The sequence below is a fragment of the Pseudomonas sp. CP4 genome, from assembly GCF_047758505.1.
Taxonomy (GTDB): Bacteria; Pseudomonadota; Gammaproteobacteria; order Pseudomonadales; family Pseudomonadaceae; genus Aquipseudomonas; species Aquipseudomonas fluorescens_AO.
Genome location: NZ_CP180489.1, coordinates 1,562,286 through 1,579,384 on the forward strand (window position 1 = coordinate 1,562,286; position 17,099 = coordinate 1,579,384).

The window sequence follows — 17,099 nt, forward strand, 5'->3', positions numbered from 1 at the left end:
GTTGCGTCAGGCGTAATAATCGACCGCGCTGGTGCCGATGACGCTGGTGGTCTGCGCCGCCACTTCAGCGGCAGTAACCGGTGCCAATTCTTCATCCACCGAATCAAGGCGACCACTCGCAGCGCTGGTCCGGCCACTCTGGCCCTGCTGCGCCTGCTCCTGCCCTTGCTGGCCCTGCCAGCCACGGTTCTGGTCGGCGACATTGACGTCGACCTGGCCCATGCCCTGCTGGTTGAACATGTCGCGCAGGCGATGCATCTGGCTGTCGAGCGCTTCGCGCACGCTCGGGTGCGCGCTCATGAAGGTGACCTGGGTCTGCTGATCGGGAACCATGTTCACGCGGATATCCAGACGCCCCAGCTCCGCGGGCTGCAACTGAATGTCGGCGGCCTTCAGGTTGACGCTGGACAGGTACATGACGCGGTTGACCACTTCTTCGGTCCAGCCGCTCTGGTGCATGGCGATCGGCTGATTCACCGGCAGCGCGTTCGCGGTTTTCGGCGTAGCGGCCTGGGTCAGTGCCGCCAGACGGTTGGCGAAGTCATCGACACGGGTGTCGCTGGTGGCGGATTTCAAATCCTTCAGACCATCATCGATCAACCCGCTGAAGGCTTTTTCGCCGCCCTGACTGGTGCTGTCCTTGTCGGCCTGCACGTCAAGCATGCTGGCCATACCGGCAGCGAAGTTCTGCGCGGCGGTCAATTCGCCGTCAGCCTGAGCTTGAGCAGGCGTGGCTTTCGGTTGCGCCTGGCTGGCGGCAGAAATATGCCCGCCCTGCTCCATCGCCATGCGCACGGCCGGCAGCGAATCGAGCGGATCAGCTGAAGGATCGAAATCGCTGTCGGTGGCCGCCGGATCTTTGACCATGCCCGGCAAGGCGACCAAGGCAGGCCTTTCAGCTTCCGGCTGAGCTGGCGTTGCGACTACCGGGGCCTGCACCACAGGCGTTGCCACCAATGGCTGGACGACTTGCGCCAAGGCCGGATCAAGCGCAGGGTCTACAGGCGCGGCATCGGCCACAGGAGTCTGTGCGGTTTCAGCGGTGTCATCGACGGTGGCAGTCGCGTCGTCGCTCGCCGCCGCTTTATCGGCAGGCAACGCTTTGCCGCTATCGGCAACCGCTGGCTCGGGCGCGGCAGACTGGTCTTTGCCGATATCCTTTTTGGCGCTGCCATCAGCGACCTTATCGCGTGCCGGTTTGACTGAATTGTCAGCGCTGACGGCAGGCTTGGCCGGCGCTTGATCGGCAAACACTTTGGCGAAGCTGGAAGCCTTGTCCCCGGCGTCTGCGGCCATTGCCGACGATTTGGCAGAGGCGGCTTGCGCCTTGGCCTGAGCGGCGGTCTGAAGAAGAATGTTGGGGGTCGCAGGCATGACACGGTCTCCGCTGCACTGGGATCGTAGGTACAGTTGAGCAAGATAACTGCAAGTGCCGGGCCAGTTTGGCCAGACACTGCGAAAAGCGCCGGACGGCAGCTTCAGTGGATGTGGGCGTGGTGCTTTTCGCTTTCGTACAACGGGCGTACTTCGGCGAATTCGGAATGGATATCGGCCACCAGTTGAGCGAGCGCTTCCGGACTTTTGTCCTTGGCGTTCGACTCCAGGTCCTGGCACAACTCGGCCAGTCGAACCGCGCCCATGTTGCTGGCGCTGCCCTTGAAGCTATGCGCTACATCGGAAAGCACTTTGACGCTGGTGCTGTCCTGCAACTCGTGCAGGCGGCTTTGCGAATCTGCCAGAAAAGTCTCCAGCAATTCCGTATAGCCGTCCTCCATCACTTCGCGCAAAGTATCGAGGACTTCGCGATTTACATGTGGGTTTGTCACTTGCTCACTCCCTGATCAAGAATGGGCGGATTATGCCTCAATCTCCCAGAAAAACTCCACGCTGGCACTACGACCTTGGTCCGACCAACTGGCGTTGCGCCCCAGTTGCCGGATGAGGCTGATGCCGCGTCCCGACAAGCGGACGTTATCCAGCGGCCGCTCCATGATCCGCGCCACATCAAAACCTTTGCCGCTGTCCTCGACGCGAATGACCAGCTGCCCGCCCTCGCCCTGCGGCTGGACCTGCAGATGCACCCGCACGAAACCGTCTTGCAGCGCTTCCAGCCGCGCCGCGCGCATTTCATAGTAGCGGGCGAAACCTGTCGCATCGCGCTTGAGACCGGAGTCGAGCCCCAGCACGCCATGCTCCAGCGCATTGGAATACAACTCGGCGAGCACGCTGTACAACGCCCCGCTCTGCGGACGCAGGCCATGTACTTCGAGCAGCAGTTGCAAAAGAAACGGCAACGGATTGAAGCGCCTGAGCGTGGCGCCGCGAAACTCGAAACTCGCCGACCAGTCCAGCGGGCACGACTGGCCGCTGTCGGAATACACCGGCGCCGCGCCGTGGACCTGCATTGACTCGAGCAGGCTGACCTCAACCATGCTTACGTCATCACGGGCCTGTCCGCGAAAATCGCGCAGCGCCTGTTCGATGTCCTCGAACAGCCGATCCGGTTCACGGTTGGCAGCAAAGACCTGCTGCAAGCGTTCGACGCCGAACAACTGGTCATTGGCGTCGCAGGTATCGATCACCCCGTCCGACAGCAGAAACACCCGGTCATCCACGGCCATCGGATACACATCCGTACGGTCATCGAAGGCCTGCGCGCTGAGAATCCCCAGGGGCAAGTGCCGCGCCGGCAAAGGCACACGCTCGCCGCTGGCCATGCGGTGCAGGTAACCATCCGGCATGCCGCCGTTCCACACCTCCACCGAACGGCTCTGGAAACTCAGACAGAGCAACGTGGCGCAGCAGAACATGTCAACCGGCAGGATGCGCTTGAGCTTGGCGTTCATCTCGCGCAGGGTTTCGGTCAGACCGTAGCCCTTGGCGGTCATGCCGTAGAACACTTCAGCCAGCGGCATCGCCCCCACCGCTGCCGGCAGGCCATGGCCGGTGAAATCGCCGAGCATGACGTGCATGTCACCGGCCGGCGTGTACGTCGCAAGCAACAAATCACCATTGAACAGGGCGTAAGGCGATTGCAGGTAGCGGATATTCGGCGCACTCAGGCAGCCGGAATGGGCGACCTTGTCGAACACCGCTTTGGCTACGCGCTGTTCGTTGAGCAGATAGTCGTGATGCCTGGCGATGAGATCGCGCTGTTGCAGAACGGTCGCCTGCAGACGACGCAAGCGATCCATCGCCTTGATTTTGGCGGCAAGGATCACCTGGTTGTATGGCTTCGCCAGAAAGTCGTCGCCGCCGGCCTCGAGACAACGGGCCAGCGCCTCACTCTCGGTCAGCGAGGTGAGGAAGATGATCGGCACCAGCGCTTCACCCGCCAGCGCCTTGATCTGCCGCGCCGCTTCGAAGCCGTCCATCACCGGCATCAGCGCGTCCATCAACACCAGATCGGGCTGCTGCTCTTTGAACGTTTCGACCGCGTCGGCACCATTGGCCGCCGTCAGCACCTGATGGCCCTGACGGCGGACGATGGTCGACAACAGCAACCGGTCGGCGGCGCTGTCTTCGGCGATGAGAATGGTCAGCGGCTCTTGCGCCTGCATGGGCGTCAACTGATGTCGAAGAGTTTGTCGAAGTTGGAAATCGCGAGGATTTTCTTCACATCGGAACTGCTGTTGACGACACGGATATCCGACTCGTCGCCGCCGGCGTGATCACGTAGCAGGAGCAGCATGCCCAGCGCCGAGCTGTCGAGGTAAGTGGCCTCTTTGAGATCGACCACGATGGATTCGGGTTTCTTGTCGAGCCGCTCATACGACTCGCGAAATTCCTGATGGCGACCGAAATCGAACCGGCCTTTGACCGCGATCGTGAGCTTGTGACCATCCGGTGAAACTTCTGTAACAACTGACATTGACTGGCTTCCTTGTCATTGACGAACCTGTACAAGGTTTAGCAGCTGGATAGGGTTGGGGCAAGGCGCAACGGTGGAACAAGTGTGGGAGCGAGCCTGCTCGCGAAGGCATTCTGGCAGTTGACTACAGGGTTGACTGACACGGCGCTTTCGCGAGCAGGCTCGCTCCCACAGGGGTTTGGCGGTGAGGTTTAGAAGGCATCACGCCGTGGCAACCGCTGCGACAGTTCATCGAGCAGCTTCTGCTCGCGCTTGTCTTCCAGGCGCTGCGCTTCATCACGATAACGCTGCACCAGTTTGCGCAAACCCTCGACCCTGGCAAAGGCCTGTTGCCACTCGTCACGGGCCTTGTCGAGATTGTTCTGGTGCCAGACCAGGCTCTGCCGTTGTTGATCAACGGCGGTGTCGAGTTGCGCCAGAAAGCCCTGAAACCCCAGCAGCCATTGGCCGGTCACGCCGGTGCTGCCGCGCACGATCCATTGCTGTGAGTAATCCAGACGAAAGGCATTGAGGTCGGCCAGTTTGCTTTCGGCAACTTTGACCTGGCCCTGAAAGTAGGCGAGGCGCTGCACGGCGGCTTTCTCGGCCTTTTCGGCCATGTCCACCACCGGTGCCAGGCGAGCGGCGCGGCTGACGGCCATGGCCGGTTACCCGCCCGCCGCTGGGGCGAACAGGGTTTCCAGATAGGCCTGGCTTTCACCCATGGTGATTTTGTCGTTGAGGCCCTGGCGCTGATACCTGACCAGTTGCGGTTGCAGGGAAATCGCCAGATCGGTCTCGCGATCGCCGCCGGCCACGTAGGCGCCGACGCTGATCAGATCGCGGCTCTGCTGATAACGTGACCACAGCTGCTTGAAGTACTGCGCGCGCTGCATGTGATCGGGCGAAACCACGGCCGGCATGACCCGGCTGATCGAGGCTTCGATGTCGATCGCCGGATAGTGGCCTTCCTCGGCCAGGCGCCGCGACAGCACGATGTGGCCGTCGAGCACGCCCCGCGCCGAGTCGGCAATCGGGTCCTGCTGGTCATCGCCTTCGGACAGCACGGTGTAGAACGCCGTGATCGAACCCCCGCCCTTCTCCGCGTTACCGGCGCGCTCCACCAGTTTCGGCAGTTTGGCGAACACCGAGGGCGGATAGCCCTTGGTTGCTGGCGGTTCGCCGATGGCCAGAGCGATTTCCCGCTGGGCCTGGGCGAAACGGGTCAGCGAGTCCATCAGCAGCAGAACGTTCTTGCCCTTGTCGCGGAAATACTCGGCGATGCGCGTGCAATACATTGCCGCGCGCATACGCATCAGCGGTGCGTCGTCCGCTGGCGAGGCGACCACTACCGAACGTTTGAGGCCTTCTTCACCGAGAATGTGTTCGATGAATTCTTTAACTTCGCGACCACGCTCACCGATCAGGCCGACGACGATGATGTCGGCCTCGGTGAAGCGGGTCATCATGCCCAACAGCACCGATTTACCGACACCGGTACCGGCGAACAGACCCAGACGCTGGCCACGGCCGACCGTCAGCAAACCGTTGATGCAACGGATGCCGACGTCCAGCGGTACGCTGATCGGGTCACGGTTAAGCGGGTTGATTGTCGGGCCATCCATGGGTACCCAGTCTTCGGCCTTCATGCCGCCTTTGCCGTCCAGCGCGCGACCGGCGCCGTCGAGGACACGGCCGAGCATGCTCATGCCCATCGGCAAACGACCGGTATCGGCCAGGGGCACCACGCGGGCGCCCGGGGCAATCCCAGCGACGCTGCCGACCGGCATCAGAAAGACTTTGCTGCCGGAAAAACCCATGACTTCCGCTTCCACCTGGGACGGGTGGTAGCTGTCGTCATTGATCACCATGCAACGGGTGCCCATGGCGGCGCGCAAGCCTTCGGCTTCGAGGGTCAGACCGACCATGCGCAGCAGCCGACCTTCAAGGATCGGCGCGCCGGCAATCTCGGTGGCCTCGGCGTAGGTGCTCAGGCGCTTGGCGAAGCTTGTGCGTTCAAGGCGCATCGCTGGCGTCCGCGCGCGGCTCGTCAGAGTCGACAGCCACTGGGGTGTCTTCGGGAATATCCAGACTCAAGTCCGGCGTTGCCGGATGCAAGGCCTGCTCGTGCAACTGATCGAACAGCTTGGCCATGACCTGGGTCACCCGCGATTCGACGCTGGCGTCGATGCGGCTGTGCTCGGTTTCAACCCGGCAGCCGCCCGGCAACAGCGACTCGTCTTCAACGATGCGCCAGGTTTCTTCGTGGCGTTCGCGCAGGGCTTTGACCTGGGCGAAATCCTGCGGATTGACGTACAGGCGCACGTTTTCCACGCCCAGCGGCAACAGCTTGAGGGCATCGCGCATGACGTGTTCGATCTGTGTCGAGTCGATGGCCAGTTCGCGCTTGATCACCTGCTTGGTGATGTGTTGCACGAGGTCGACCAGCGACTTTTCAATCTGCGTATCTTGCTCGGCGATCGGTTCGAACAGGTTGGCCATCAACAGCTCGAGGCTGGCGATTTTCGCCGCCAGCGCCGTTTCGGCTTCCTGACGCACCTTCAGCGTGGTGCTGTGAAAACCTTCTTTTTCGCCGATGGCGAAGCCCTCGTTGTAAGCCTCCTGACGGATGCTTTCGAGTTCTTCCAGGGTCAGTGGCTGGACTTCTTCCAGCGGCACTTCTTCCATTTCCGGCGGTTCGGGCTCCGGCTCAGGCTCGGGTTCCGGTTTCGGCGGGTCGAAGCTGGGCAGCGCCCAGGATTCGAAACCACGAACATCGCGGGCGCGGATCAGATCCGTCACAGACTCGTCAGGCTTATCCATGGGCTTAGATCATTTCCTCGCCGCCCTTGCCACCCAGCACGATCTCGCCGGCTTCGGCCATACGACGGGCAATGGTGAGGATTTCCTTCTGCGCGGTTTCGACGTCGCTGACGCGCACCGGGCCTTTGGCCTCGAGGTCGTCGCGCAACAGTTCGGCGGCACGCTTGGACATGTTCTTGAAGATCTTTTCCTTGACGCCTTCGTCCGAACCCTTGAGGGCCAGCACCAGCACATCGGAAGAGACTTCGCGCAACAGCGCTTGAATGCCACGGTCGTCGACGTCGGCAAGGTTGTTGAACACGAACATGAGGTCTTCGATCTGACCGGACAGGTCTTCGTCGACTTCGCGGATCGAGTCCATGAGCTGGCCTTCGATCGAGCTGTCGAGGAAGTTCATGATGTCGGCCGCACGCTTGATGCCACCCAGGGTGGTGCGCGAGGCGTTCGAGTTGCCGGAGAACTGTTTCTCGAGAATCTGGTTGAGTTCTTTCAAGGCGGCCGGTTGCACGGTGTTCAACGACGAGACGCGCAGAATGATGTCCAGACGCACTTTGTGGTCGAAGTTGCCGAGCACTTCACCGGCCTGATCCGGGTCGAGGTACGCGACCACGATTGCCTGGATCTGCGGGTGTTCGTAGCGGATCACGTCGGCGACGGCGCGCGGCTCCATCCATTTCAGGCTGTCGAGGCCGCTGGTGTTACCACCCAGCAGAATGCGGTCGATCAGGCCGTTGGCCTTGTCTTCGCCCAGGGCCTGGGTGAGCATCTTGCGCACGTAGTCGTCGGAACCGACGCCGAGGCTGGTCTGATCGCCGACGATGTCGACGAACTCACTCATCACCTGCTCGACCTGTTCGCGATGGACGTTGCCCATCTGCGCCATGGCCACGCCGACGCGCTGAACCTCTTTGGGGCCCATGTGGCGCAGCACTTGCGCAGCATCGGTCGAACCCAGGGACAGCAGCAGAATCGCGGCTTTGTCGACCTTGGTCAGTTTGACGGCGGCGGCTCGGTTATCACTCATCTGCGTTAATCCACTCTTTTACGACCTGAGCCACGCGACCCGGGTCTTCAGCTACCAGACTCTTGATTGCATTCAGCTGCGCGTCATAACCCTCGCTCGGGCTCGGCAACAGAATGCTCTGCGGACCACCGAGGCTCACGCGGTCGTTGGCCAGTTCGCCGTCCAGGCCGCCCATGCCACCAAGTTCCACGTCGCTGCCCAGACCGGCCAGCTCCTTGCCTTTGCCACCGCCGGTGATGTTGTTGAGCACCGGACGCAGCACACCAAACACCAGTACGAGGATGAACAGCACACCCAGCACTTGTTTGACGATGTCCCAGAACCATGGCTGGGAGTAGAACGGAATATCGGCAATCACTTCGCCGCGTTCGGCGGAGAACGGCATGTTGATCACGCTGACGCTGTCGCCACGACTGGCATCGAAACCGACGGCGTCCTGCACCAGACGAGTGAAGCGCGCCAATTCGTCGGCAGTCCACGGCGCGCGGCTGGTTTCGCCGTTGGCTGGGTTGACCTTGACCTGATCATCGACCACCACCGACACCGACAGGCGATTGAGACGGCCCTGCTGCTGTTTGGTGTGGCTGATCGAACGGTCGAGTTCGAAGTTCTTCGTCGATTGTTGACGCTTGTCTGCCGGGTACGGTGCGAGCATCGGCTGGCCAGTGGCCGGGTCCATGATCTGCTGGCCGTTGGCGTCAACCAGTGGCTGGCCCGGCTGGATCATACCGGCCGGTGCGGCGGTGCCGCCGGTGGTCTGCGGCGCCGAGGCCGGCGATGGTGGCTGGTTGCTCAGGGCACCCGGCACACCTTGCGGGCCATTGCTCGCGGTGCGTTGTTCGTTGACCGACTGCTCGCTGCGCAACGCCGGTTGGTCCGGGTTGAACTGCTCGGCGGTCGATTCGACGGCACTGAAATCGATGTCGGCGGAGACTTCAGCCTTGTAGCGATCGTTGCCCAGTACCGGTTGCAGAATGTTGTGCACGCGCTGGGTGAGCATGCTTTCCATGCGACGGCTGTAATCGAACTGCTTGCCGGCCATGGTCATTTCAGAATTTTCGGCCTGATCGGAGAGCAGGTTGCCCTTCTGATCGACGACGGTGATCTGCGATTTGCTCAACTCAGGCACGGAAGTCGCCACCAGGTTGATGATCGCCACCACCTGACCCGGTTCCAGCGAACGCCCGCTGTACAGCTCGACCAATACCGAGGCGCTCGGCTTGCGCTCGTCACGGACGAACACCGAACTCTTCGGAATCGCCAGGTGCACGCGCGCACCCTTGACGTTGTTCAGGCTGGAGATAGTGCGCGCCAGTTCGCCCTCGAGGCCGCGACGATAACGGGTCGCTTCCATGAACTGGCTGGTGCCCAGACCCTGTTCCTTGTCGAGGATTTCGAAACCGATGTTGCCGTCGCTGGGAGTGACACCAGCGGCAGCGAGTTTCATCCGTGCACGGGACAGGTCGTCGGCCTTGACCAGCAAGGCGCCGGAATTGGGCTCTACGTTGTAAGGAATGTCAGCGGCGGCCAGAGTTTCCATGACCTGTTTGGCGTCCATGCCGGCAAGGCTGCCGTACAGTGGACGGTAATCCGGCTGCTGCGACCACAGCACCACGGCAAAGCCAATCGCCACGCTCGCAGCCAGACCGACCAACAGGCCGACCTGACGCAGCACGGTCATCTGGGAAAGGTTTTCCAGAAAGGACAGGCCGAACAGCGGCGGTTTGCCGTCGATCGGGGTGGCCTTGGCCGGAACGTTATCAGCGACTGCTTCTGCCATGACTTATTTCGCCCTTAAACCGGCATCTGCATGATGTCTTGGTAAGCCTGGACCAGTTTGTTGCGCACCTGGGTCAGAGCCTGGAACGACACGCTGGCTTTTTGCGACGCAATCATGACGTCAGTCAGGTCGACGCCGCTCTTGCCGATCTCGAACGCATTGGCCAGTTGAGTCGACGCCTGTTGGGTATCGCTGACTTTATTGATCGCCTGACCGAACATGTCGGAAAAGCTGCTGCCCGCGATTTCAGGGACAGCGGCAGTCGATTTACGCGCAGACATGGCATCCACTTTCATGGCCTGCATGTCCATCATCAACCGATTAAATTCAATACCTTGGCTCATGGTCTACTCTCTTGGGCGGCCCGCAATTTTTTGACACTCACTCGGCGGGTACACAGGTATTAGCAACAAGGGTGCCAGCTCATGGGCACCCTTCTGAGAAAAGCATCTGGAATGTTTTGCAGCATCGATCAGGTGGCGAACAGATAGCCTTCGACGTCCATCCCGGCGTCGCGCATTTGCGCCAGTTTGTAGCGCAGGGTGCGCGGGCTGATGCCGAGTTTTTCGGCAGCTTCCTTGCGCCGGCCACGCTCGGCGCGCAGGGTGTCGATGATCATCTGAAACTCCCGGCGGCGCAGGTCATCGCCCAGGGCGCCGGAAGAATCCGCCTCGATTTCCACCTCGCGGATCACCGGTGCCGCGACCGGCGACGGCGCAAATGTCACCGCACCGCTCAGGCAAAAATCCTGCGGCTGAATCAAACCGCCCTGCTGCAGAATCAATGCACGCTGAATGGCGTTGTCAAGTTCACGCACATTGCCCGGCCACGGATATGCGGTCAGGCAGGCTTGCGCTTCGGGCGATAGCTTCGCTGCGGCGTGCTTCATTTTATTGACGTGTTTGGCCAACAACTTTTCCGCCAGCGGCAGGATATCGGCAGTGCGCTCGCGAAGTGGACGCCACGCCAGGGGGAAAACCGACAAACGGTAAAACAGGTCTTCGCGAAAACGCCCCGCCGCCACTTCACCGGCCAGATCGCGGTTGGTCGTGGCGACCACGCGAATATCCAGACTGATCGGCTTGCGGGCGCCCACGCGCTCGACTTCGCGCTCTTGCAGAACACGTAACAACTTGGCTTGCAGGCCCAGCGGCATTTCGGAAATTTCGTCGAGCAGAATGCTGCCGCCGTCCGCCTGCTCGAACTTGCCGGCCTGCGAGGCGATAGCACCGGTGAACGAACCTTTCTCATGACCGAACAGCGTCGCTTCGAGCATGTTGTCGGGAATCGCCGCGCAGTTGATCGCAATAAAGGGCTGACTGGCCCGCCGCGATTGCTGGTGAATGTAGCGCGCCAGCACTTCCTTACCGGTACCGGACTCGCCGGAGATCAACACAGTCGAGTCACTGCGCGCGACCCGTGCCGCCAATTCAAGCAACTGCGCACTCGCCGGTTCAACGGCGACGGGGCCTTCCGCTTCGCCAGCGTCAATACTGCCCAGCGCATGCCGCGCCACCAGATCGAGCAGCGCTTTGGGTTCGAACGGCTTGACCAGATAATCCGCCGCGCCTTGGCGCATGGCATCGACCGCACGTTCGACCGCACCGTGGGCAGTCATCAGCAGCACCGGCAACTGCGGGTGGCGCGCGCGCAACAAGGCGAGCAACTGGTGGCCATCCATGCCTGGCATGTTGACGTCGCTGACCACCAGGCTGAAAGCTTGCTGCGCGACAGCCGTCAGTGCTTCTTCGGCGCTGCCGACGGCGTGATAGTCGTGGCCGGCGAGCAGCAGCGTATCGGCCAGCGCCTCGCGCAACGAACGGTCATCCTCGACCAGCAACACCTTGATGCCCATGACGTTTATTCAACTCCTTGTGCAGCGGAAAACAGTGGCAGGCTAACCTGCGCGCAGGTGCCGCGCCCGACTCGCGAGCGCAGGGTCAATGCTCCCTGATGCGCGCGAGCCACTGCTTTGACCACGGTCAGGCCAAGGCCGGTCCCGGTGACTTTGGTAGTAAAAAAAGGCTCGCCAAGGCGCGCCAAAACTGTCGGCTCAATACCGCTGCCGTTGTCGCTGACACACAGACGCAGCGTATTGCCTCTGGTGTAGCAATGCACTTTCAGGCGCGCCTCGCCGGCGCTCGCCTGAATGGCGTTTTCAATCAGATTCAGCAATGCGCCGACCAGCGTGTCGCGGTTGCACAGCAGCTCACCGGCATGGCTGTCGCACTGCCAGCGGATTGGCAGATCCTGCACGTGGGTCAGCGCCGCAGCCTGCAGCGACTGCATCAAGGCATCAGGGGTGAGGCGGTCGGTCAGCGGCAATTCACCGCGAGCGAACACCAGCATGTCGCGCACTTGATGTTCGAGTTCGTGCAGACGCTCCTTCAGGCGGCCGGCGAAGCGCTGCTGGGTTTCCACCGGCAATTGCTGCTCAGTCAAATGACTGGCGTAGAGCAACGCGGCGGACAGCGGCGTACGAATCTGATGAGCCAGAGACGCGACCATGCGCCCCAGCGAAGACAAGCGCTCGTGCCGTGCCAGTTGATCTTGCAGATGACGGGTTTCAGTCAAGTCGTTGAGCAGCACCAACTGCCCCGGCTCGGCGTCCAGCGAGCGGGTGGCAATCGACAGGCGTCGACCATTTTTCAGGGAAATTTCATGACCGTCGTCTTCACGGGGAGCGAAGCAGCGTGCAATCACATGGCGCCATAGCTCGCCTTCGAGTGGCGAGCCGAGCAAGTCGATGGCGGCCGGGTTGGCCTCGCGCACCAGACCGTGGCCGTCGATAACGATGACGCCGCCGGGCAACAGGTCGAGGAGGTTTTGCAAGCGATTGGCCAGGCGCTCTTTTTCCGCCAGTTCCTGCATGCGCTGGGCGCTGACCACGGCCAGTTCACCCTTGAGTTCGGTGACCCGCGCTTCGAGCAGGCTGTATGAGTCAGTCAGCTGACTCGACATCTGGTTGAACAGCTGGAAGGCCTGCTCAAGTCCCTGACGACTTGCCTGCTCTACGGACGAGGGTTGCCCCACGATATTGGAGGCAGAAGAGATCTGGGCGGCTTGGGGCATTGGGCTCTCTCGCTTGGCTGACCGTCAGTGAAACGGAACGTTGCGAGGGCTATAGCAATACCCGTGCCTAAAAAAAACCGCTTATAAATGAAGCGCTTGAAAAACAGGCGTCAATCATCCGCCTGTTCGTCTCCTCCAGCCCGGCTCATGCCGTACTTGCGCATCTTCTCGACCAGGGTCGTGCGGCGAATACGCAGACGCTCAGCGGCACGAGCCACAATGCCATTGGCGTCGTCCAGCGCCTGCTGAATCAGGCCCTGCTCCAAGCCACCGAGGTAGTCCTTGAGGTCGAGGCCTTCCGGCGGCAGCAACGCGTTGGCGCTGAAGTCAGGCGTGTGGCCGTTGATCGCCACACGCTCTTCAAGATCGCTGCGCAGGCTGTCGACCATTTGCTCGTCTTCGTCGTCGACGTAGCGGAACTTCTTCGGCAACTCGACCACGCCGATCACGCCGTACGGATGCATGATCGCCATGCGCTCGACGAGGTTGGCCAGCTCGCGGACGTTGCCCGGCCAGCCGTGACGGCACAGCGACATGATCGCCGCCGAGTTGAAACGGATCGAACCGCGCTTCTCGTGTTCCATGCGCGAGATCAGCTCGTTCATCAGCAGCGGGATGTCCTCGACGCGCTCACGCAGCGGTGCCATCTCGATCGGGAACACGTTCAGGCGATAATAGAGGTCTTCGCGGAACGAGCCGATCTCGATCATGCTTTCGAGATTCTTGTGCGTTGCGGCAATGATGCGCACGTCGACGCTTTGGGTCTTGTTGCTGCCTACGCGCTCGAAGGTACGCTCTTGCAATACGCGCAGCAGCTTGACCTGCATCGGCAGCGGCATATCGCCGATTTCGTCGAGGAACAGCGTGCCGCCGTTGGCCAGTTCAAAGCGCCCGGCACGGCTGGTGATCGCGCCGGTGAAGGCGCCCTTCTCGTGGCCGAACAGTTCGCTTTCGAGCAGCTCTGCCGGGATCGCCCCGCAGTTGACTGGCACGAACGGCGCGTCGCGACGTTTGGAGTGATAGTGAAGGTTGCGCGCGACCACTTCCTTGCCGGTGCCGGACTCGCCGAGGATCAGCACGCTGGCGTCAGTGTCGGCGACCTGCTGCATCATCTGCCGCACGTGCTGAATCGCACGGCTGGTGCCGACGAGGCTGCGGAAAAGATTGGGTTCGCGATGACGGCCGCGTTCACGGGCCTGGTCGTACATTTCGCGATAGACCTGGGCGCGGTGCAGCGAATCGAGCAATTTGCTGTAGCTGGGCGGCATTTCCAAGGTCGACAGCACGCGGCGACGCTGGTCTTCAGGGAGGTCAACGGAAGAATTATCGCCCATTAACAAAACCGGAAGGAACTCATCCCAGGTTCCGAGTGTCTTTAGCAAGCCCAAAAGCGCGCCAGGAGCATTGACCGTCCCGATCAGTACGCAAATGACCTCACGACTAGACGACAAAGAGCCGACTGCCTGCTGCCAGTCATGGCTGCCGCAGGGTAAATTTTCTTCGCCAAGAAAATTCAGAATCACCGCCAGGTCGCGGCGGCGTACGCTATCGTCATCGATCAGCAGAATTTTGGTTTCACGCCACATGCAATAGCAACTTCCCTAGTCAACTCAATGCCCGAAAAATAAGGCAAGCGAGACGCTTGCAGGACACCATGTGCCTGTAGACGCCCTAAACCTGATAATAGCCACTAGTTAAGTCAAAAAACCGTGCACAGTCAAATTTATGGCGCACATCTCTGGTTTAACTGACGGTTAATCAACCAAACAGATGGTAAACCTTTGCAGCCTTTTGCGCTTGGGTGATCTGCGACATCTCGTTGGCTATCGCCTGCCGCTCGCCCATTGCTACCTCGAGAAGCTCTTTGTAGACGAATAGCAGCTCCTCAAGGTTGTCGCGCAGTGCCACTTCGTCCAGCGAAGCTTCCGCCATGACGTCTTCCATGCAGGAACGGCAAGCCAGGTCCAACTCACCAATGGCTTCCCAGTTTCGTTCGGCCAATGCTCCGACCAACGCTTCACGGGTATCGGCTATTCGCTGCAATACAAGACTCATGGTGATCTCCTTCAGAACTGCGGAGCCGGCACGGGCGCGATGGCGTCCCAACCTTCTTTGACCGTTGTCAGCAGGCCGGCGACTTCGTCGAGCACACGTGGGTCGCTGCTGATGTTCGCCTCGGCAAGACGCTTCATCATGTAGATGTACAGGCCATCCAGATCGGCCAGCGCCTCGGCGTTGTTCTCAAGATCGAGGCCTTCACGCAGGCCACTGACGATGCCGATGGCCTTGCTGATCGCCGTGCACTTGCCGGGAATGTCCTTGCGTTCGATGGCGCCTTTGGCCTGCGCAATCCGGGCCAGGCCACCTTCCATCAACATTTGCACCAAACGGTGCGGGCTCGCTTCGGACGTCTGCGCATGGGCGCCGACTTTCTGGTACTGCCGAAGGGCTAACATCGGGTTCATGTTCTACCTCATTGCCACGTTGACTCGTATAACCAGTGTATCGCCAACCGGTCCGAAAACTTTAGATCAAAAGACAAAAACCCGGCGCACGCCGATAAAGCGTAGCCGGGTTTTTGTCGTTACTGACTGTTACTTCGCGGACTGCTGAGCGTTCAGCGAGCTGAAGAACGACGTGATGTTACTCGCCGTTGCCTTCATCTGCCCTACCAGCAAGTCCATGGCATTGTACTTGGCGGTCAATGTCGTCGTCAGGTTGGCCACGCGCAGATCCAGCGCCGCCTGCTGCTTTTGCAGGCTCGATGTCAGATTAGTCAGGTTGGAACTGCGCTGATCGAGCAACCCACCAGTCTTGACGTACGGATCAACCGCCGCAGTCATACGCGCCAACAGACCATTCTTGGAATCGGTGCCGCTGAACAGCTGTTGAACCTGGCCAGCCATGCCAGGGATTTCCATACGCTTGTTGAATACTGCGGTATCGAGCGTCAGCAAACCGGTTTTACTGTCAGTCAAGACACCCATCTGCGAGAGCACGGACAATTGCCCCGCTCCGCCCGCCCCTGGATCTGTCAACTGAGCCCGCACGTCCGCCATCAACGAACGCGGCAGAGCGTCACCGGTGAACGCCGCCGAAACGGTCAGATTGCCATCGGCATCCGGCGTTGCCTTGGACAAGGTGTCGATGGTTTTCTTCAGGGTGTTATAGGAATCGATGAACGATTGCAGCGATGTCTGGATGCCGGCGGTATTGGTCGCAACCGAAACGGTCGCTGGCGTTGCGACGCCATTGACCAACGGACTGGCAGCAGTCAGGTTAAGCGTCATGCCGCTGATCGCACCGGTCACAGTGTTGGTCTTGCTGGTAACGGCCAGACCGTCAATGGTCAGGCTAGCGTCCTTGGCCACATCACCGACCGCACCGGATGCCCCTGCCGCAGGACTGTCACCCATCTTCTGGGTGCCATCGATTTCGAGGCCGGCGATACCGCTGACCTGCAGGTCCATGCCGGCGCCCGTCTTGTTGGAGCTTAGTACCAGACGCGAGGCGCCCGTACTGTCAGTCACGATGTTCGCGGAAATGCCATTGCTGGACTGCGCGGTGTTGATCGCATCGCGCGTGGACTGCAAGGTGGCATTGGCCGGAATCGCGACATTGTAATCAATGCCATTCTGACTGATTTTCAGAGTACCACTCGGAATGGCACTGGCGGCCCCGCCGGCAAAGGCGGCACTGGCAACTTTCGAGCCGGTGGCCAGGTTTTTCACGACGACGCTGTAAGTACCCGGTACGGCGGTTTTATCCGAGGTAGCACCGACAACCGATGGGGTGTCAGACGTTGCGGTAAAACCGGCAAACGCCGGACTCGAAGCTTTGTTCAGATCGCCCATCGCTTTCTGATACGCAGCCAGTGCACTTTTCAGCGAACCGACACCGGAAATCTTCAGGCTGTTGGTTTTGGTTGCAGTATCGATCTGCGTCTGCTTGGCAGACTTGTCGGCGTTGACCAGCGCGGTCACGATCGCGCCGATGTCCAGGCCGGAACCCAGTCCGGAACCCGGTAGAATTGGACTTGCCATGTGCATCTCCCTTCAGATTGCTGCCATTCTTTTGACCGTTACACGCGTCCTGAGAACGAACAAACACTATTCATGCCATTTATCAGACTTTGGCGTCGAACAATACATGACTTGCATTGGCGAGGCTGTCGGCCAGTTTGAGGGCTTCGGCGGAAGGAATCTGTCGAACGACTTCACCCGTCTCGCTCGCGATCACCTTGACGATGACCTTGCCGGAATGCTCGTCGATCGAGAACTCCAGATTACGCTTGATCGACTGGACGAACTTTTCTATCTCTTGCACCGCCAGTTTCAACTTGGCGCCGTCCGCATCCTGATCCTTGGCAGCGACCGGCGCTTCAGTCTTTTGGACTTTGGGCAGCTCTGACGGTTTGTCAGCAACCGGTGTCACTGGCTTGGGAGCCGGATAAGACACGTTAAGCTTTACGCTCATGTCCATGCCCATCACCTCTTAACGTAAAAAAGCGAGAGAGCACGACAAGCGCACTCCCCCGCTTAAACTCATTC

17 protein-coding genes are annotated in these 17,099 nt (G+C 60.5%); all 17 read right to left on the reverse strand.

Going from position 1 to position 17,099, the window contains the following annotated elements; translation table 11 throughout:
* Positions 1–6 precede the first annotated feature (6 nt).
* Complete coding sequence (locus ACMYUN_RS06930) at positions 7–1,374, reverse strand: flagellar hook-length control protein FliK (RefSeq protein ID WP_415763319.1); 1,368 nt, start codon at positions 1,372–1,374, stop codon at positions 7–9.
* A 104-nt stretch (positions 1,375–1,478) separates the two neighbouring features.
* A complete protein-coding gene (locus ACMYUN_RS06935) occupies positions 1,479–1,826 on the reverse strand; it encodes an Hpt domain-containing protein (RefSeq protein ID WP_415763320.1) in 348 nt (115 codons plus the stop codon).
* A 30-nt stretch (positions 1,827–1,856) separates the two neighbouring features.
* The gene (locus ACMYUN_RS06940; RefSeq protein WP_415763321.1) at positions 1,857–3,560 is read right to left on the reverse strand and encodes an ATP-binding SpoIIE family protein phosphatase; all 1,704 of its coding nucleotides are present in this window, start codon (positions 3,558–3,560) and stop codon (positions 1,857–1,859) included.
* A 5-nt stretch (positions 3,561–3,565) separates the two neighbouring features.
* Positions 3,566–3,871, reverse strand: a complete 306-nt coding sequence (locus ACMYUN_RS06945; RefSeq protein WP_129999028.1) for an STAS domain-containing protein — start codon at positions 3,869–3,871, stop codon at positions 3,566–3,568.
* A 191-nt stretch (positions 3,872–4,062) separates the two neighbouring features.
* Complete coding sequence (gene fliJ / locus ACMYUN_RS06950) at positions 4,063–4,512, reverse strand: flagellar export protein FliJ (RefSeq protein ID WP_039761178.1); 450 nt, start codon at positions 4,510–4,512, stop codon at positions 4,063–4,065.
* Positions 4,513–4,518: 6 nt separating this feature from the next.
* Entirely contained in the window at positions 4,519–5,877 is a 1,359-nt protein-coding gene (fliI, locus tag ACMYUN_RS06955; protein ID WP_039761176.1) for a flagellar protein export ATPase FliI, read from the reverse strand.
* Positions 5,867–6,673, reverse strand: a complete 807-nt coding sequence (gene fliH / locus ACMYUN_RS06960; protein ID WP_136492203.1) for a flagellar assembly protein FliH — start codon at positions 6,671–6,673, stop codon at positions 5,867–5,869. Before fliH ends, fliI begins: the two co-directional genes overlap by 11 nt.
* A 4-nt stretch (positions 6,674–6,677) precedes the next feature.
* A complete protein-coding gene (gene fliG, locus ACMYUN_RS06965; RefSeq protein ID WP_039761172.1) occupies positions 6,678–7,697 on the reverse strand; it encodes a flagellar motor switch protein FliG in 1,020 nt (339 codons plus the stop codon).
* On the reverse strand, positions 7,690–9,477 hold the full coding sequence (gene fliF / locus ACMYUN_RS06970) for a flagellar basal-body MS-ring/collar protein FliF (protein ID WP_310407236.1): 1,788 nt from the start codon (positions 9,475–9,477) through the stop codon (positions 7,690–7,692). The genes fliG and fliF overlap by 8 nt, the downstream gene beginning before the upstream one ends.
* A 14-nt stretch (positions 9,478–9,491) precedes the next feature.
* The gene (gene fliE, locus ACMYUN_RS06975; protein WP_415763322.1) at positions 9,492–9,821 is read right to left on the reverse strand and encodes a flagellar hook-basal body complex protein FliE; all 330 of its coding nucleotides are present in this window, start codon (positions 9,819–9,821) and stop codon (positions 9,492–9,494) included.
* A gap of 128 nt (positions 9,822–9,949) precedes the next feature.
* Positions 9,950–11,332 carry a sigma-54-dependent transcriptional regulator gene (locus tag ACMYUN_RS06980; RefSeq protein ID WP_415763323.1) on the reverse strand — a complete coding sequence of 461 codons (1,383 nt, stop codon included), beginning with the start codon at positions 11,330–11,332 and terminating at the stop codon, positions 9,950–9,952.
* A gap of 5 nt (positions 11,333–11,337) precedes the next feature.
* Complete coding sequence (locus tag ACMYUN_RS06985; protein ID WP_415763324.1) at positions 11,338–12,549, reverse strand: sensor histidine kinase; 1,212 nt, start codon at positions 12,547–12,549, stop codon at positions 11,338–11,340.
* A 110-nt stretch (positions 12,550–12,659) separates the two neighbouring features.
* The gene (locus tag ACMYUN_RS06990; protein WP_039761163.1) at positions 12,660–14,135 is read right to left on the reverse strand and encodes a sigma-54 dependent transcriptional regulator; all 1,476 of its coding nucleotides are present in this window, start codon (positions 14,133–14,135) and stop codon (positions 12,660–12,662) included.
* A gap of 172 nt (positions 14,136–14,307) precedes the next feature.
* Entirely contained in the window at positions 14,308–14,604 is a 297-nt protein-coding gene (locus tag ACMYUN_RS06995) for a hypothetical protein (protein WP_016771085.1), read from the reverse strand.
* 11 nt (positions 14,605–14,615) lie between these two features.
* Entirely contained in the window at positions 14,616–15,014 is a 399-nt protein-coding gene (gene fliS, locus ACMYUN_RS07000) for a flagellar export chaperone FliS (RefSeq protein WP_041479013.1), read from the reverse strand.
* Between the two features lie 129 nt (positions 15,015–15,143).
* Entirely contained in the window at positions 15,144–16,592 is a 1,449-nt protein-coding gene (gene fliD / locus ACMYUN_RS07005) for a flagellar filament capping protein FliD (RefSeq protein WP_039761160.1), read from the reverse strand.
* Between the two features lie 82 nt (positions 16,593–16,674).
* Positions 16,675–17,031 (reverse strand): flagellar protein FlaG, encoded by a 357-nt coding sequence (locus ACMYUN_RS07010; protein WP_039761159.1) that lies wholly within the window; start codon positions 17,029–17,031, stop codon positions 16,675–16,677.
* Between the last annotated feature and the right edge of the window lie 68 nt (positions 17,032–17,099).

Excerpts from the sequence above, each read along its gene's own strand:
- ACMYUN_RS06930 (WP_415763319.1), bottom strand. The coding sequence starts at position 1,374 with ATGCCTGCGACCCCCAACATTCTTCTTCAGACCGCCGCTCAGGCCAAG.
- ACMYUN_RS06940 (WP_415763321.1), bottom strand. The coding sequence starts at position 3,560 with ATGCAGGCGCAAGAGCCGCTGACCATTCTCATCGCCGAAGACAGCGCC.
- ACMYUN_RS06945 (WP_129999028.1), bottom strand. The coding sequence starts at position 3,871 with ATGTCAGTTGTTACAGAAGTTTCACCGGATGGTCACAAGCTCACGATC.
- fliJ (WP_039761178.1), bottom strand. The coding sequence starts at position 4,512 with ATGGCCGTCAGCCGCGCCGCTCGCCTGGCACCGGTGGTGGACATGGCC.
- fliI (WP_039761176.1), bottom strand. The coding sequence starts at position 5,877 with ATGCGCCTTGAACGCACAAGCTTCGCCAAGCGCCTGAGCACCTACGCC.
- fliH (WP_136492203.1), bottom strand. The coding sequence starts at position 6,673 with ATGGATAAGCCTGACGAGTCTGTGACGGATCTGATCCGCGCCCGCGAT.
- fliG (WP_039761172.1), bottom strand. The coding sequence starts at position 7,697 with ATGAGTGATAACCGAGCCGCCGCCGTCAAACTGACCAAGGTCGACAAA.
- fliF (WP_310407236.1), bottom strand. The coding sequence starts at position 9,477 with ATGGCAGAAGCAGTCGCTGATAACGTTCCGGCCAAGGCCACCCCGATC.
- fliE (WP_415763322.1), bottom strand. The coding sequence starts at position 9,821 with ATGAGCCAAGGTATTGAATTTAATCGGTTGATGATGGACATGCAGGCC.
- ACMYUN_RS06980 (WP_415763323.1), bottom strand. The coding sequence starts at position 11,332 with ATGGGCATCAAGGTGTTGCTGGTCGAGGATGACCGTTCGTTGCGCGAG.
- ACMYUN_RS06985 (WP_415763324.1), bottom strand. The coding sequence starts at position 12,549 with ATGCCCCAAGCCGCCCAGATCTCTTCTGCCTCCAATATCGTGGGGCAA.
- ACMYUN_RS06990 (WP_039761163.1), bottom strand. The coding sequence starts at position 14,135 with ATGTGGCGTGAAACCAAAATTCTGCTGATCGATGACGATAGCGTACGC.
- ACMYUN_RS06995 (WP_016771085.1), bottom strand. The coding sequence starts at position 14,604 with ATGAGTCTTGTATTGCAGCGAATAGCCGATACCCGTGAAGCGTTGGTC.
- fliS (WP_041479013.1), bottom strand. The coding sequence starts at position 15,014 with ATGAACCCGATGTTAGCCCTTCGGCAGTACCAGAAAGTCGGCGCCCAT.
- fliD (WP_039761160.1), bottom strand. The coding sequence starts at position 16,592 with ATGGCAAGTCCAATTCTACCGGGTTCCGGACTGGGTTCCGGCCTGGAC.
- ACMYUN_RS07010 (WP_039761159.1), bottom strand. The coding sequence starts at position 17,031 with ATGGACATGAGCGTAAAGCTTAACGTGTCTTATCCGGCTCCCAAGCCA.